This window comes from Flavobacteriales bacterium (genome assembly GCA_021739695.1).
Taxonomy (GTDB): domain Bacteria; phylum Bacteroidota; class Bacteroidia; order UBA10329; family UBA10329; genus UBA10329.
Map to the genome: position 1 here is coordinate 59,363 of JAIPBM010000007.1, position 15,790 is coordinate 75,152.

Genomic DNA, 15,790 nt, shown 5'->3' on the forward strand with positions numbered 1-15,790 from the left:
AATGGAATTTTCTGGTTTCCGAAAGACGCTTGCTTGGCTATTTGCTGTTGGAGTCTGTTTGTTCATCACCAAAATGTATCACTTTGGAGATCGGATGGATGACGTGATCTGGTCCGATCAAGAAGGGTATTACGTCTATTTACCTGCCATTTTCATCCACGGTGGATTCGAACACGTAGAATGTATTTCCGGTTGTGACATTGTAGAAACCGCGAACGGAACACGTGCTTTTACTAAGTACACTTATGGTGTGGCGCTTTTAGAAAGTCCGTTCTTTCTGGTCGCCAATGCAATGGCGCATGTTCTTGGATATCCAAGAGACGGCCGTTCCATGCCATACGTGTGGGCAGTAATGATAGCTGCCATTTTTTACATGCTTGCAGGTTTGCGGTTGCTCGCCAAATTGCTTTCAGAACTTGGGTTCAGTCGCCTTGTTTCGTGGCTTGTTTCCCTTGGAATGTTGTTCGGAACAAACCTTTTCCATTACACTTTCCGAGAATCGGGAATGTCGCATGTTTATTCGTTTTTCCTGTTTTCTGCGTTGATCTATGGCTCGCATCGAAAATTGAATTCCGAGCATCTGAAGTGGCGGTTAATGACTGCCGTTAGTTTAGCGCTTATCATCCTTATTCGACCAACCAACGTAATTGCCATTCTCATTCCAATGCTTTGGGGAATTGACACGAAAAACTTTAAAAACCACCTCAAAAAATGGTTCAGCGATTTTCGATGGTTCCTGTTGTTTGGTTTGACACTTGCTATCCTTTTTCTGCCACAAATGCTTTACTGGAAGCACATGACGGGCAGTTATATTTTCTATTCATACGGAAGTGAAGGTTTCGTTTTCTGGAACCGTCCGAAAATGTTGAAAGTCCTGTTCAGCCCACAAAATGGCTGGTTGATCTATTCACCAATTGCTCTATTAGGACTATTGGGAATTGGAATGATGATCAAACGCCATCAAAAAGGATGGCTACTTCCGATTGTTACTTTGTCGCTTGCAACATACATTTTCGGAAGTTGGTGGGCTTGGTGGTTTGGTGGCGCTTTCGGTCACCGCTGTTATGTCGATTTTCTTCCAATACTTGCGTTGCCATCAGCTTTCGCGGTCGCTGAAATAGGAAAATCAAACCGTATAGTTGCGCTTGGCTTCGCAATAATGGCAATACTCGCCCTCTACGTCAACCTCAGAATGAGTTACGTTTACGAAGGGATGTGGGACGGCCCGAATTGGGGCTGGTACGATTATATCGGAAAACTAAAACAGGCTTTCTTCCGCTAACGGACCATCGAGAAAGTGCCGTGATAAAGATGCGGCTCGCCCAGTAGATCAACTGTTTCAATCTTATAAATATAAATTCCCTGAGGAACTAATTTCCCATGGAACTTACCATCCCAACCATTATCTAAACTGGATGAGAAGAACAATTCTTGATCCCATCGATTGTAAATGGTCATGTTGAATGACATGAGGCTTTGACCCTGTGGAACCCACACTTCATTCACTCCGTTGTTGTTTGGCGTAAACGCGTTAGGGATATACAAGGTGTAATGCGGATCGACCTGCAAAGTGCCATAAGTAGTATCCAAACATCCGTGCTGCGTTGCTACAATCTGCGTAATCGAATACATTCCAGTGTCGGGGTATTCGTAGATGGTTTCCATTGAAATCACGTGATCTTCGAAAGGATGAAATGTGAATTCGCTGCTCACAATACTATCTGCCAAGTTGGTGACAGTGACAACTGGATCAATGATGTCCAGATGCTGAGAACTCAACGAAAACAAAGCCGTTGGCTTCTTATAAACCTGTAGATAGTTGTTTTTCACTTCACTATCTGCGCAACCTTGTGCCGTTACTACATTTAAACGAACGGTGTAAGTACCAGCTTCGAACATACTCGTGGGATTTCGAAGGCTTGAAGAAGTACCATTTCCGAACGTCCAAGTACGGTACAAAGAGCTGTTACCGTTATAAGATTGATCTTCGAAGCTAACGAGCAACGGCTCACATCCTTCCAACACATCGCTTGAGAAATTAGCAACCGGCATTTCATAGACTTGAATTGTTCCTACAAATGGTTCGCTGATGCAACCATTATCTTCGATGATCAAGGTGACATTTTGCGGCCCTGGTGCATTGAAAATGATGCCTTGTGGCTGACGAAGTATGGAACCAGTAGGAAATCCTACGGGACCGAAATTCCAAGAAAAACTGGCATTCGGCCCAAAATATCCGCTAGCAAGTAGATTGAAAGAATTCACGTTAAAACACTTTCCATCTGGAATGGCAAACTCAGCAGTTGGCGTTGGGAAAACGGTTACCTGAACCGTATCGTAGTTCTTACACCCTTGCTCTTCTGCTTTCAACACGTAATTCAAGACCTGAACATCATGTGTTGGATTGACCAATTGAACTGTGGTGAGAGAAGCAGTTGGATCCAACACTCCATTGATCGGTGTCCAACTGTAATTGACACCAGCTATTGGTGCTGAACCGATAGGACCAGAATCGCCAGAACAAAAAGAAATATCTGAGCCAGCATTCACGGCTGGCGGCCCTAATATTTCTATCTGTGCCGTTTGATTGATGGAAACGCATCCGTTCCAAGCCACGGTCAGATCTACATCGTAAATACCAGGAGCAGCCCAAAGCACAGCCAACGGTCCAATTCCATTTCCGTTGGTAATTGTTCCACCCACAAAATTCCATTGAAACTGAGCTGCAGCATTCGCATTTCCTGTATAATTTACCAACATAGGAGTGCCCGCGCAACCCACAGCTGGAAGATTGAAATCGGCCGTTGGTGGTGGCGTAATGGTTACAAGCACCGTATCATCATTGGAACAGCCATCGCTTCGGGTAACTGTTACGATGTATTCCATATCCACTTGAGGCGTACAAAGCGGATTGTAAATTCCCGTATTGGAAAGATCGGTAGCTGGACTCCATTGAAATGTACTGTTCGGAGCGCTGGAACTCGCATTGAGTAGCACACTTCCACCAATGCATACCGAAACATCGTTTCCTGCAAAAGGCGTTGGGCCGTCATCTACGGTTACGGTTACGGAATCTGAAACCGCAGCAGAACCGCAGTTATCGGTTACCGAAACGTGATAGACCGTAGTTTGCGTTGGTGCTGGAGTGATATTCTGCGACACTCCAAGTCCATTGTCCCACGTATATGTAAAGAGACCTCCGCCACCTTCTGCAACGCACCATGAAATGGCGTTTCCAACACAAATGGTCGTGTCATTACTTGTGGTGGTACTGATGGGAGAAAGGTCATTAATGTAGATTCGAAATGTATCTGTAAGGCCACACGTGGATGTGACCACCACAAATTCAACGTACTCTATTCCTTCAGCAACATTATCGTTGATAGGAGAAATGGTAAACGAGACGCTATTCTGCCCAGCAGGAATAATGATCGTGCTGTCGGTCTGATTAAGTTCTGGTATCGGATCGTAGTCAATTCCCCAACCTGCGGTCGAGCCAGAAATCCAAATAGGCACAGGGAAATCCTGTGTGATAACCGAGCCATTGAGCGTAAGGGTCACTGTAGCATCGTTACAGCCTTCGTAAGCTGTAGAATCTGCAGCGGCAGTGGCTGTTTCAACCACGATACTTCCTGTCGTCAAACTATTCTCCTCAATAAAACAACTCGTGTCGAAGCTCTGATCAAATCCACCATCAGATTGCAAAAACCTTAGATGATACGTTTCTCCGCAGATCACATCTCTTGATGCTGTCATCACAGTTGTTATTCCTCCGAACACCAAAAGAGGATTACCTACATTATCAATGTAATAGGCGGGATTTCCGCAACCTTGGTTGTTGATGGTCGTGATCTGAATTGGGGTTGAAGTGCCAGGGATGAGGGCAATATTAGTCTCTGCCAACGGGACACTTACGCCAGTTATCGTGATGGCAAAAGGATCTACATAATTAGAACAAGAAAAATTTGGATGCTCTTCTGAACAGAAGACATACTTGAACTGTACGTAATCTGCATTTGGAACGAAATCAAACTCAAGAATAATGGCATCTCCAGATGTTTCCCCAGTAAGGTTGTCTAAATAGGCACTTCCAGGTGTTCCAAGATCGGTTGAAGCAAAATTGATCTCAGGTTGAGCTGCTTCCGTGACATCGCCATTGCTTAATCCAACGCCTGAAGAAATCCCCAGACCAGTTGGATTGGCTGCTGTTGTAAACGCGCCAATAGCCAGTGGCGAACCTGTAATGGAAGCGTTACTAACCACAACTCCAGGGCCGGCAATGATCTCTGCTAATTGCTGTGCAGTCTGACCTGTTGTCACCACCATTTGCGCAGAAACATTGGCCACAAGCAAAAGCAATGAGACAAGAATAAAAAGGATGAATCTGTTGAACCTCAAGGTCAAAATTTTGGCGCGCGAATTTACTTAATCGTTTACGATAATGCTACTTCAGCAATGTTACGTGCCCGGATTCCTTGATGATCGTGTTTTTCACGGAACGGGCTAGTATTCGATAGGCATAGACGCCCAAAGGCATGATCTGGTTGCCTCGATTATTCAATGTTCCATTCCATTTTTCAAATGGGTCAGTTGAGTGAAAAATCAGCTTGCCCCATCGGTCATAAACCCACATTTCGTATTCGCTGAAACCGAAAGCCTTCGGCCCCCACGTATCGTTAATGCGATCGTCATTCGGAGTAAATGCGTTTGGAATCCAAAACCGCACTTCCGGTTCCACTCGAATCCAAACCGTGTCTGAAGTTTGGCAACCATTGTCATCGGTGAAGATCATGATGGCTTCATAGTTCCCTGTGTCAGTATAGAAATGCTCGTATTCACACATGGGCACCTGATCAGAAAACGAAGCGCCATCTCCAGTAAAAAGAGCGCATTCTGTAGCGCTGGAAGTCGTTCCTGTGAAGTTGAAAACAGGATCGAATACGAATTGAATATTGGTATCCACTGTCAATTCGCCATCTGGTATTGGCCAAACTTCCACAGGCTGCTGAACAAGATAAGTTGAAGTGTCCACGCAGCCATTCGAAGTCCAAATGGTCAGCGAAACATCATAAATTCCCGATTCTAAATATTGATGCAGCTCACGTTCGCCTGTTGCAGATGTTCCATCTCCAAAATCCCAGCTCAACTCATAACTGGTTGCGGCATACGAACTATCGAGAAACAAAATCCCCAACGGGGCGCATCCACGCAGATCGCCCGATGGGAAATATGCATCTGGTCGCGGCAAGGTCTGAATGGTGGTGCTTGTCTGGTCGGAACAAATATTGTCCGTCACCGTCAGCGATATTTGAAACGTTCCCAAAGCTTCGAATGAAATTCCAGTTGGATTTTGATCGGTGCTTGTGGCTGGCAACCCATTGGTGAATTCCCACTGGAATGTGGCGCCTCCGCCAAACGTACCCGAAGCCTGAAAATCAAATTCATTGGAATCTGAACAGACATCGCCATCAATCACGATATCGGCAACAATCTGTTCAAAAACTTCAACGATTGCCACGGTTGAATCAGCGCAGCCAAACCCTGGATTGGCGACCAGCGTTACCACATAAGAACCCGTATCCGGATAAGTAAAAACAGGATCTTCCAAATTGGAGGTATCGCTTAATATGCCTTCAATTCCAAAATCCCAATGAAAGTATTGAGCGTTGATGCTGTTGTTGCCAAATGAAACCTGCAATCCGCTGCATGGGTCGTGAAACGAAGATTGCACCGGAATGACCGCTTGAATATTAGATGAACAATTGACCACGTTGAACTGAAAATCGCGCTTATTAATGCTGATGAGCTGTCCATTTCGATATTCTTCCACACAAACACCCACCACGTATTGTCCTGCCTGAGTTGGAACGCCCGTAAGTTCTCCAGTCACGGGATCAATGGTCAATGCAGGTGAGGCATCTATCGGATAGGCATTCGAATAGCCCGAATTCCAATTGATGTTGGTATATGGCGGTGCATCGGGTGGAACTGGTGCAGGCATTGCCTGACTACCACCATGAAAAGGCGTGCAAAGCGAATAAACAAGTTGATCTCCATCAGGATCCGTAGCTGAATGATCAAAGATCAATTCATCTCCAATGCATAGCGCCAAAGGCGGGAAATTGTTGAAATACGGACTGCTGTTGCAGGAATTCAGGGCTTCTTCTGGGATTTCAACGTAATACGTGGAGCCTTGAGACCCTGGCGAAGTTAGATTGATGATACTTTGGTTTCGGCAGCAACGCTGGTAAGCCACATAATATCCTCCTGCGATAAACGGCAGATGTGCCGTTATGGTGTAAATAGCCTCTTCCACACAAATATCAGGCGGTGCCTGCAAACATGGGTTGTTGATGACCACATCCAACAACTGAGAACCATTGTAAGGTGCTGAAAGGGTGGTGACAAGTGCTCCAGCAGCATTGAAAATGCCAATGGCAGCTGGGTCATCGAAAGGTGCACCAGAACTATAACAATCACGGTAAACTTTAAGCGTTATCCGATAATCATCACTTCCCAAACATTCGTAGAAAATTTCTCCACCAACCAAGTGCTCTGCTTTAACAAAGCTGGCAGATGAAAGGCAGATGAACAGAACGAAGAAAAATTTCAATCGCATGGGCTGAGGTCATTCTCACGGAAGCACGAACAGAGACCCTTTTTCCCTCACATCAATCCCAATTGGCGGATGAACCACAATGCTGTAGATGTACATTCCAGCAGGAACCAGACTTCCTTTGTAGGTGCCATCCCAAACTGTATCGTCTTTAAAACGACCGAACTTCAGCCTGTTTCCCCATCTATCAAAGATCTCCATATCGTAATAAAGGTAACCTTCTCCGATCATTCCGAACTCGTCATTGATACCATCGCCATTTGGCGTAAACGAATTCGGAACATAGACGTGCAACGGAGGATAAACGGTAACGGTGTCTTCCACCGTAGCCTCGCAACCATTGCTGTTTGTAACGGTCAAGGTTACTATGTAAGTTCCTTCTTCAAGATATTCGTGCAATGGCGATTCTCGAAAACCAAAGGTTCCATCTCCAAAATCCCATGCAAAATCGGTTATATCTGTGGAGCTGCTAGTGAACTGAACAGTACTGTGAGCAGTCAACTTACTCGTGAAGGAAACATCCACCTCATCAACGATCACGTTTGCCTGACCGTCTTCTGTAATGCCGCAGCTATCGGTTACTTGCAGCAGAACGGTTGTGCTCGCAACAGGACTGACCGCGTATGTGGCATCGGTTCCAGAACCATCCCAGAGATAGGTGATATTGCCAAGACCGCCCGAAACCTGCGCTTCAAGAATGGCCTCTTCGCCATTACAAATGATCGCGTCTGTTACATTCACTTGAATGGGTTGATAATTTGGAATAGTGATGGAAGTGGAAGCCGTAGCTGTAAAGCCGCAAGTATCGGTCACCATAACCGTGTACGTACTGCTTGAAAACGGATTTACCGTGACGCTACCAGTGCTTGAAGATGTTCCTGCCCATTGGTACTGATAAGTTGGATATCCCCCAGTAGGGACAACACTTATGATCCTTTCCTCCGGACAGATAAGCGATACGTCTGGAGATATCTGCAAGGTCAATGGCAATGCATCTTGAATGGTGATGGTGACAGATGTGGCTGGTCCGGTTGCACACGGGTTAAGCTGATCGAGAACAATGGTCAAGTTTTCGGTACCTTCCAAAACACCATCTTCTATTACGTTGAAGCTAATTGTTGTGGTAGCTTGTCCTGCAGGAAACGTGATTGAACTCGGCAAGTTCGAAATATCGGCACCAACAGTTGCCGTGCCGCTGAACGCAAGTCCAACAGTCAAAGGCGCATCGAAAGGAGCAGACCGCTCGAAGGTCAGTGTCGTAGAACTACATCCCTCTACAAGATCTTGACCTCCGGAAGTAGCTGAAAAACTTGACTCCGCACTCATACTTACCGTTGGGCTGCTAAAACTTCCGGCCTCTAGAAAAACGGCACTATCATAGGTGCCATCACCACCATCTGCAATTGCCAAACGAATATGATAGGATTGGCAAGGGGTTAGTACGGCCTGCGCTGTAAGTACCTTCGTAAATCCATTGTAACTTACCGTTGCACCGCCTGATTCGCCTGGATCATCTCCATTATCTATGTAATACTGAGAATTGGTGGATGCGTTCACGTTCAACATCGTTATGGGCAACGTTGTACCCGGCAGAAGCGCAATATTCGATTCTCCCGAAATTCCAGGCCCGCTGATCAAGAAGGCAAAAACATCGTTGATAGAGACTGAAGTATCAACCCAAACCATGTATTCATCTGACGCAAATACGTATCTGAACTGAACTGTATCTGACGAAGGGATAAAATCGAATTCAAGAATGGACGCATCGTAGGTTCCGACCGAAAGACCAGAAATGGCGGTAAGTGCCGCATCGCCAGGGGTTGAAAAACCTGTCCCATCTTCTGCCAAGGATCCAGCTTGTGTGTTATTCGGGCCTATTGCATCTATTACACGTCCAGTAGAGAGGATAACTCCAGATGAGAGACCGATGTTGGAAGCTGATCCATCAAAAAATCCTCGCGAAGCAGCATTTCCTGTGAATTGAAAATTACTTACCTGGACGCCTTGTCCGATCAATACGTTCTCTACAAGCTGCTGTGGTGTGTAACTGGCATCTATCTGAAGCTGCGCCAAGGCCGTTTGAACGGTCATGACCAAGATCAGCAAAAGACAATATGAACGAATAAACGTCATTTAGAACGAACAAAGATAGCTACGCGCGTTTCCAGCTTTGAACTCCATTCTGCCGCAGATGTTTCGCAATCATTAAAAACTAAATTTGGGCGAATCAAAATGTGTGAAATGGACATCAGAACAGTTGACAATTACATTGAATCCAACAAAGACCGATTTTTAGACGAACTGGTAGACCTTCTCAAGGTTCCGTCTGTCAGTGCCGATCCAGCGTTTAGTAAGGACGTGCACCGCGCTGCTGAGTTGCTCGCATCGCGACTTACAGAAATTGGGATTGATGCGGTGGAAATCTGCCCAACAGCAGGTTATCCTATCGTTTATGGAGAAAAGATCTTGGATTCAAGCTTACCTACAGTGTTGGTCTATGGACATTACGATGTGCAACCAGCTGATCCTATTGAACTTTGGACTTCTCCTCCATTTGAACCTGTGATCAAAGACGGAAAGATCTATGCGCGCGGTGCCTGCGATGATAAAGGCCAAATGTACATGCATGTGAAAGCAGTGGAATTGATGATAAAAACCACTGGGCTTCCATGCAACGTCAAGTTCATGATTGAAGGCGAAGAAGAAGTCGGATCTGACAATCTTGGCTTATTCGTTAAGTCGAACAAAGAACGTTTGAAAGCCGATCTGGTACTTATTTCTGATACAGGAATGATTGCCAACGACATTCCTTCGATAACGGTCGGTCTTAGAGGATTGAGTTACATTGAAGTGGAAGTTACCGGCCCAAAACGTGACCTACATTCTGGACTTTACGGTGGCGCGGTCGGCAATCCGATCAACATTCTTTGCGACATGATTGCTTCGCTGCATGACGAAAACAAGAAGATCACCATTCCTGGATTTTATGATGATGTGATTGAAGTAAGCACGGAAGAACGCGCTCAAATGGCCAAAGCGCCTTTCAGCGAGCAGAATTACTGCGATGAACTGGACATGAAAGCAACTCAAGGAGAAGCGGGTTATTCCACACTGGAGCGAGCAACCATCCGTCCAACGTTGGATGTAAATGGAATTTGGGGCGGCTACATTGGCCAAGGAGCCAAAACAGTGTTGCCGTCAAAAGCGCACGCCAAAATCTCTTGCCGTTTGGTGCCAGGACAAGACCCTGATAAGATCACTGAACTCGTATTGAAGCATTTGGTGTCTATTGCACCATCTTCGGTGAAAGTAAAAGCAACGCCTCACCATGGCGGACAACCATACCTTACTCCAACCGACTTTCCAGGTTATCAAGCAGCACACAAGGCAATGGAAACCACGTTTGGAAAAGCGCCTCTTCCGATGCGCAGCGGTGGAAGTATTCCTATTGTTGCGATGTTTGAAGAAGAACTCGGATTGAAATCTGTGTTGATGGGATTCGGACTCGATTCAGATGCCATCCACTCACCAAACGAGCATTTTGGCGTTTTCAATTATTTGAAAGGCATTCAGACCATTCCGTTCTTCTACCAATATTTGGCCGAAGGGTAAATTGGAAGCTCTGCGATCTGAAAACTTCGCAAAAAAATTGTCCTTGAAATAAGAAAGCCACGCAATAATCGTGGTAATCCTACTGTTAGAATAACTACCAATTCCAAGCCGATGGTAGCTGCTTCTCACGTTCGATTTCTGGTATTCTTGCCACTACTTTTTGCACTCGCTTCTTGCGAAGACAATCAGTTGGTTGTGGTTGAGAAACCTGTTACATCCATGTTTCTGACCCTGACTCCGGATTCTGGACAGGTGGTAGTGCTGAGCTGCCTTGATAACGATGGTCCAAGCGGCAATCCTCCGTATGTGAATAACGTTCGCATTCGCGCAAATACCGTTTATCGAGGTCAACTCATCTTAGGGAATCAAATTCCGATATCGTCCGCTAAACTCGAACACATAATTGACAGCACCTCAGTAGAAGCACTGCCCGAAACGCACCAAATTTTCTTTACCGTATCAAACGAATTGAACCTACATGTGGCTTATGATGATGCTGACGCAAATGGATTCCCCGTTGGGATGAACACCATTTTCAGCTCTGAATCCACTTCAAAAGGAGAACTGAAAATTCGAATCGTACATGAACCCAATAAATCTGCCATTGGCGCAGCAGCTGGAATTGATGTGCGAGTAGGTGGAAAAACAGACGCAGAAGCTACCTTTCAGATTGAGGTAATTGACTGACTACGAGAAATTGGATTGAAACGAATCCAATGTTAAACCTTTGTTGAATCAAGCCGTCCGAAGCTTAGACTTGTTATTTTTGGTTCAACCTTCTCTGTTGATACTATGAAACATGTAATGGGACGTTCGTTGATTTTGTTCTCAATTGTAATTGCGCTGGTTTCTGGCTGCACCAAAGACGAGATCATTATTGACGACAATACCGCACCACCAGATTCAACCATTTCAGCCTTGGTCATCAAGAATTATGTGACCAAATGCTACATAAGCCTCCTTGGCCGCGAGCCACATGCGCAAGAACAGCAAGATGGAATTGCGTTGCTTGATGCAAATAATCTGAGCGTTGCAAGCCGCAAGTCCATGCTCGAAGACATCATGGACAATCAAGAATATCTAGACAAGGTTTTGGAGATCAATTCGCTGAAACTGCTGAATGGCCCTTTCGACACTTCGGCCGTTCAAGAACAGCTTTACCTATATAACTTGATCATTTTGGACCCACAATACGCTGATTTTGTGGACATCATACAAGAAGGCATTGATAATCTGGAAGTGCTTTTGACCACGCCAACCGAATTCAGAAACGGCACCATTGGCATGCAGGAAATGCAGCGCAGATTGGTGTACAACGAAATTTACGATCAAATAAACATGGGTTCGTACAATTATGTACTTAGTCTGTTCAATAATTTCCTTTTCCGCGACCCAACAGAAGATGAGCACAATTCGGGCATTACCATGGTAGATGGGTTTGTGGCAGTTCTCTTTTATCAGACAGGAAATTCGAAGGAAGCGTTCATCGACATCTTCCTTCATTCAGACGATTATTATGAAGGACAGGTAAGAGAGCTTTACCAACGCTACCTCTTCCGCGAGCCGAGTTCTGAAGAACAAAGCTATCACTCAACCAGATACAAGGAATCGTCAGATTACGAAAGATTGCAAGAGGACATTCTATCATCAGATGAATTTGCCGGACTATGACCATGCGTAAAATCATACCACAACTGCTGCTCGCAGGCACGCTTAGCCTGATCCTATTTTCAAGCTGCCAAAAAGAGAAAGACATCATTTATAATGTGAATGATGTGAATGTTAACAAGCCTGACGCCAACAAGGATTATGTAAAAAGCCTTTCGGAGTTCATCTCCATTGCCTATGCTGATCTGTTCGGACAGAATATCAGTCAGGCTCAATTGCAAACACTGGCCGTTCCTTATTCTGGTTTTGGAGATCTGAAATTGATTGAAGACCTCATCATCAAGAATTTCTTGAATTCTTCCTCGGTAAATGTTCCGACAGATGCCAACATGCGGGAAAACATCAATCAGTTTCTTGCTGATACGTATCAGAAGTTTTTCAATCGAAACCCGAATGAATTTGAGCTGTGGTATATGAACAATCTCATTACCGAGAATGCAGACATCACGCCCGAGTTGGTGTATTACGCGATTATGACATCAAACGAGTACCGATATTATTAATTCCATCGCCATGAAAAGAAGAGGATTCATTAAAAAGGCAACGGCTGCAACTGCGGGCGCATTCATGGCTCCATACATACTTCCTTCGGGAAGATTGTTTGCAGCAACTGGAGCTCGCGTTGTGGATCACGTGGTTTTCTGCCTGTTTGCCGGTGGCGTTCGAAATCTGGAATCTGTGCACAAAGCAGATGGAAATCTTATGCCAAACACACTTGTAGGCAACGAAAGCATTTCTACCGATATTGCTTCTGGAGTTCAATCGCTTGGACAGGTTGGCACCACTCGCTTGCAAGAAATGGGAACGCTTTACAAGGAATTCCGATTTGCGCAAGGCCCGACAGGTCACTTTAGCGGACATTCTTCGGTGATGACCGGAGTTTACAATCTCAACGACATCAACATTCGCCAACGGCCGCAAACGCCAACGGTTTTTGAGTATTACCGCAAGCACAGCGATCCTGCAGCCAACGCGCTCAACGCTTGGTGGGTAAGCAATGCCTTGGGGCCTTATCCAGCACTGAATTACAGTTCGCATCCGGAATATGGTGCGCTTTATGGCGCCAACTACATTCAACCTGCATCCATTATCAGCAATGCAGGATATCAAGCATTGGGCAATCCGAAAACGTTCACGCAAAATCAAAATAATCTGGTTGGCCAAATGCGTGGATTCTTTGACAACAATTTCGAAAGTCAGACCATTGCAGGTTCAGCGGGTATTTCCAATGCCAAGTCAGATATTCCGGAAGTGCAACAGTTTCTCTTGGATTCGTTGCAGGAAGCAGCCGGAGGACAATACGAAAACCCGTGGGGTTTAGGCGGTATGAGCCCAGACATGTTCAACATCTTCTTTGCTGAAAAGGTGATTCAGCGTTTTCAGCCTGAACTGTTGGTAGTAAACATGCAAGACGTGGATGTGTGTCATGGCAATTTCACGTCTTACGCCAACAACTTGATGCGAGCGGATTACGCATTGGCGCATTTGTGGCAAACCATTCAATCAACAGCAGGAATGGCCAACAATACCATTATGATCGCTTTGCCGGAACACGGACGAAACTTACTGCCAAACACGGTGATTGACCCATATGGACGCTATGCGCTAGACCATACGAATGATGACATGTCGCGAGAGATCTTCTGCTTAGTTGTGGGGCCAAACGGCAAGGTTGTTCAGAACCAAGTGATCAGTCAGGTTCAGGGACAAAGTATCGATGTGGTTCCGACCATTGCCAAAATTCTTGGTTTCTATGATGATGTTTCAGGATTCTTGCCTGGCCAACCACTAAACGCAGCTTTAGCATGATGAAAGCACGCTTAAAAAACAGCTTACTGGGTTTCACTCTTCTGATGATGAGCGGAATAGTCATATCCGTTGTTGGTTGCAAGGAAGATACCGTTATCCCACCAAACCCGTATGACGATATCGTTTACCCTACTCCGCCATCTCCTATCGATACCCTCGACCCGAATACGATTGTGGCCATTCACCGCGACATTCTTCAACCTAGATGTGCGGTTCCCGGTTGTCATGATGGTAATTTTGAACCAGATTTCAGAACGGTTCAAAGTTCAAGCTCTACTTTGGTGTATGCGCGGCTCATAAAGAACAACGCTGACTCAACATTTGCATATCGGGTCATTCCGTTTGATACGGCCCAATCGGTATTGCACGAACGATTAACCAACTGCTGCTTTGCCAATACCAACGACAGAATGCCTCAGGATAATATAGGCGTGCCTCTCGAAAGTGCATTTATTAAGCGCATTGAGAATTGGATAATGAGTGGCGCCAAAAACATGTTCGGAGAAGTACCGAGCTATCCCAATCAAGCACCACAGGTCACGTTTTATGTTGGCGCAGACACGATGAGTGTTGACGCAGTGATTGCTGCGGCCAATCTGAACTTTCCATTGACCTCGGCCGGAAATCGAATTGATGGCGTGTATTACAATCCTTTCATACTTACATCAAGCCAAAATGCGGCATTGGTCATAGTGGTTGAAGATGACAGTACCAGCCTTGCCAATTTGCAAGGATCGAAGATGAAATTCTCGTACGATCCAGACGATTTTTCGCCAAGCGCACCGGGTTTCCATCAGTTAAATGCGCAGTTCGTCAATTACCCAGGATTTCAATATTGGTACGTTCAGTTCAACGCATCTTTATTCAACTCAGATAATGTTGTTTACATGCGCTATTATGTGAGTGATGGCGAAAATGAAACAGAAATGCCGCGCGATGAAATGGTAATTCAATACAAGACCTTCTGGTCGTTTTATATTCTACCATGATGAAAAATTCCGTTTGGGTATTATTGAGTTCTGTTGTTCTTCTTGCAGCTTGCCAGAAGGATACAAGCATTAGCGAAATCCCAGAGATTTCCTTCCAAAGCGTGGTTCCTAATGTGGTTAGCGAATATCAGGATTCGCTGTATTTCAGCATTTCTTATCGCGATGGCGATGGCGACTTGGGCGAAAACAACACGGAAGAAAACAATCTTTTCATTCAGGATTCGCGCAATCAGGTTACTTACGGATTCCGTATTCAGCAATTGGCACCTGAAAATGCAACCATTACCATTCAAGGAACAATCAACGTGACTCTGGCAAATACGGCCATCATAAATGGAGGAGCAAGCGAGTCTGTAACCTATACAATTTGGGTTGTGGATAGGGCTGGAAATGAAAGCAACCGTGTAAGTTCAAGCACCGTTACGGTGAATGCCCAGTAACTAATCCTGTTTTCTGTAAGGAATAAAGCGGAAGAACATTTTCACTTCCACTTCTTTCGCCACATTGTCGAACACCACGCCTGGGATTTTCACAGCGTGATCAGCGAGTAGGATCTTAAAATCTGTGACAAGCGTAGCAATACTGTCTTCGCAGCTTATTACTCCGTTATACGTTCCCACTCGGTCAATTCCATGCACATTCAGCATTCCTGTGGCCTCAATCTTATAAACCGTATCAATGGAAAGATCTAGCGAGTCTGAAAGTTTACCTCGGAATGTGGCATAGGGAAATTTACTCGGCTCCAGATAACCTTCATTGAAATGCTCTTGCATCAATGTATTGTCAAACTGAAACGCTGCTATCGGAACCTGAAACCTTAGCGTTCTGGTAGACATCTCGATGATGGCGGTAGAAGCCTCATTGTGTGCCTTGATATCTTCCAAAGGTGTGCTGGAAAAAAAGCTTACCGAGCTGGTATCGCTCGTATAAACCGACTGGCCGGACGCTCGATCGACCCACGCGAACAGCAGCAAACCTGCCATCCAAAAATGGATTTTCTGTGCAACTGGAACAACAGATGAGTGCGGCTGAAACATGACTGCTAAAAAACAAAAAAGGTGCCGTTAAGCACCTTTCTTGTTTTGCAATTTGTATC

The 15,790-nt window shown here is 45.3% G+C and carries 12 protein-coding genes; 8 read left to right on the plus strand and 4 right to left on the minus strand.

What is annotated here, in order from left to right; genetic code table 11:
- Position 1 precedes the first annotated feature (1 nt).
- On the plus strand, positions 2–1,282 hold the full coding sequence (locus K9J17_06015; GenBank protein MCF8276275.1) for a hypothetical protein: 1,281 nt from the start codon (positions 2–4) through the stop codon (positions 1,280–1,282).
- On the opposite strand, the gene K9J17_06020 is transcribed toward K9J17_06015, so the two are convergent.
- From K9J17_06020 to K9J17_06030, 3 genes are read right to left on the minus strand one after another with little or no spacing between them, the layout of a single operon-like run.
- Positions 1,279–4,398, minus strand: coding sequence for a choice-of-anchor L domain-containing protein (locus tag K9J17_06020; GenBank protein ID MCF8276276.1), 3,120 nt, complete (start codon positions 4,396–4,398; stop codon positions 1,279–1,281). The genes K9J17_06015 and K9J17_06020 overlap by 4 nt on opposite strands.
- A gap of 46 nt (positions 4,399–4,444) precedes the next feature.
- On the minus strand, positions 4,445–6,619 hold the full coding sequence (locus K9J17_06025) for a gliding motility-associated C-terminal domain-containing protein (protein ID MCF8276277.1): 2,175 nt from the start codon (positions 6,617–6,619) through the stop codon (positions 4,445–4,447).
- Positions 6,620–6,634: 15 nt separating this feature from the next.
- Positions 6,635–8,707, minus strand: coding sequence for a choice-of-anchor L domain-containing protein (locus K9J17_06030; GenBank protein ID MCF8276278.1), 2,073 nt, complete (start codon positions 8,705–8,707; stop codon positions 6,635–6,637).
- A 156-nt stretch (positions 8,708–8,863) separates the two neighbouring features.
- Here K9J17_06030 and K9J17_06035 point away from each other — a divergent pair, with 156 nt between their 5' ends.
- From K9J17_06035 to K9J17_06065, 7 genes are all read left to right on the plus strand, one after another.
- The gene (locus K9J17_06035) at positions 8,864–10,228 is read left to right on the plus strand and encodes a dipeptidase (GenBank protein MCF8276279.1); all 1,365 of its coding nucleotides are present in this window, start codon (positions 8,864–8,866) and stop codon (positions 10,226–10,228) included.
- Positions 10,229–10,339: 111 nt separating this feature from the next.
- Positions 10,340–10,915 (plus strand): hypothetical protein, encoded by a 576-nt coding sequence (locus K9J17_06040; protein MCF8276280.1) that lies wholly within the window; start codon positions 10,340–10,342, stop codon positions 10,913–10,915.
- A gap of 105 nt (positions 10,916–11,020) precedes the next feature.
- On the plus strand, positions 11,021–11,899 hold the full coding sequence (locus K9J17_06045; protein ID MCF8276281.1) for a hypothetical protein: 879 nt from the start codon (positions 11,021–11,023) through the stop codon (positions 11,897–11,899).
- 2 nt (positions 11,900–11,901) lie between these two features.
- Positions 11,902–12,399, plus strand: a complete 498-nt coding sequence (locus K9J17_06050) for a hypothetical protein (protein ID MCF8276282.1) — start codon at positions 11,902–11,904, stop codon at positions 12,397–12,399.
- 10 nt (positions 12,400–12,409) lie between these two features.
- Positions 12,410–13,705 (plus strand): hypothetical protein, encoded by a 1,296-nt coding sequence (locus tag K9J17_06055; protein MCF8276283.1) that lies wholly within the window; start codon positions 12,410–12,412, stop codon positions 13,703–13,705.
- On the plus strand, positions 13,705–14,694 hold the full coding sequence (locus K9J17_06060) for a hypothetical protein (GenBank protein ID MCF8276284.1): 990 nt from the start codon (positions 13,705–13,707) through the stop codon (positions 14,692–14,694). Before K9J17_06055 ends, K9J17_06060 begins: the two co-directional genes overlap by 1 nt.
- Positions 14,694–15,134 carry a hypothetical protein gene (locus K9J17_06065; protein ID MCF8276285.1) on the plus strand — a complete coding sequence of 147 codons (441 nt, stop codon included), beginning with the start codon at positions 14,694–14,696 and terminating at the stop codon, positions 15,132–15,134. The genes K9J17_06060 and K9J17_06065 overlap by 1 nt, the downstream gene beginning before the upstream one ends.
- On the opposite strand, the gene K9J17_06070 is transcribed toward K9J17_06065, so the two are convergent.
- Entirely contained in the window at positions 15,135–15,731 is a 597-nt protein-coding gene (locus tag K9J17_06070; GenBank protein ID MCF8276286.1) for a YceI family protein, read from the minus strand. It lies immediately after the preceding gene.
- Positions 15,732–15,790 lie beyond the last annotated feature (59 nt).

Coding starts and splice junctions, on each gene's coding strand:
- K9J17_06050 (MCF8276282.1), top strand. CDS start 11,902: ATGCGTAAAATCATACCACAACTGCTGCTCGCAGGCACGCTTAGCCTG.
- K9J17_06055 (MCF8276283.1), top strand. CDS start 12,410: ATGAAAAGAAGAGGATTCATTAAAAAGGCAACGGCTGCAACTGCGGGC.
- K9J17_06040 (MCF8276280.1), top strand. CDS start 10,340: ATGGTAGCTGCTTCTCACGTTCGATTTCTGGTATTCTTGCCACTACTT.
- K9J17_06015 (MCF8276275.1), top strand. CDS start 2: ATGGAATTTTCTGGTTTCCGAAAGACGCTTGCTTGGCTATTTGCTGTT.
- K9J17_06060 (MCF8276284.1), top strand. CDS start 13,705: ATGAAAGCACGCTTAAAAAACAGCTTACTGGGTTTCACTCTTCTGATG.
- K9J17_06030 (MCF8276278.1), bottom strand. CDS start 8,707: ATGACCGTTCAAACGGCCTTGGCGCAGCTTCAGATAGATGCCAGTTAC.
- K9J17_06045 (MCF8276281.1), top strand. CDS start 11,021: ATGAAACATGTAATGGGACGTTCGTTGATTTTGTTCTCAATTGTAATT.
- K9J17_06065 (MCF8276285.1), top strand. CDS start 14,694: ATGAAAAATTCCGTTTGGGTATTATTGAGTTCTGTTGTTCTTCTTGCA.
- K9J17_06025 (MCF8276277.1), bottom strand. CDS start 6,619: ATGCGATTGAAATTTTTCTTCGTTCTGTTCATCTGCCTTTCATCTGCC.
- K9J17_06070 (MCF8276286.1), bottom strand. CDS start 15,731: ATGTTTCAGCCGCACTCATCTGTTGTTCCAGTTGCACAGAAAATCCAT.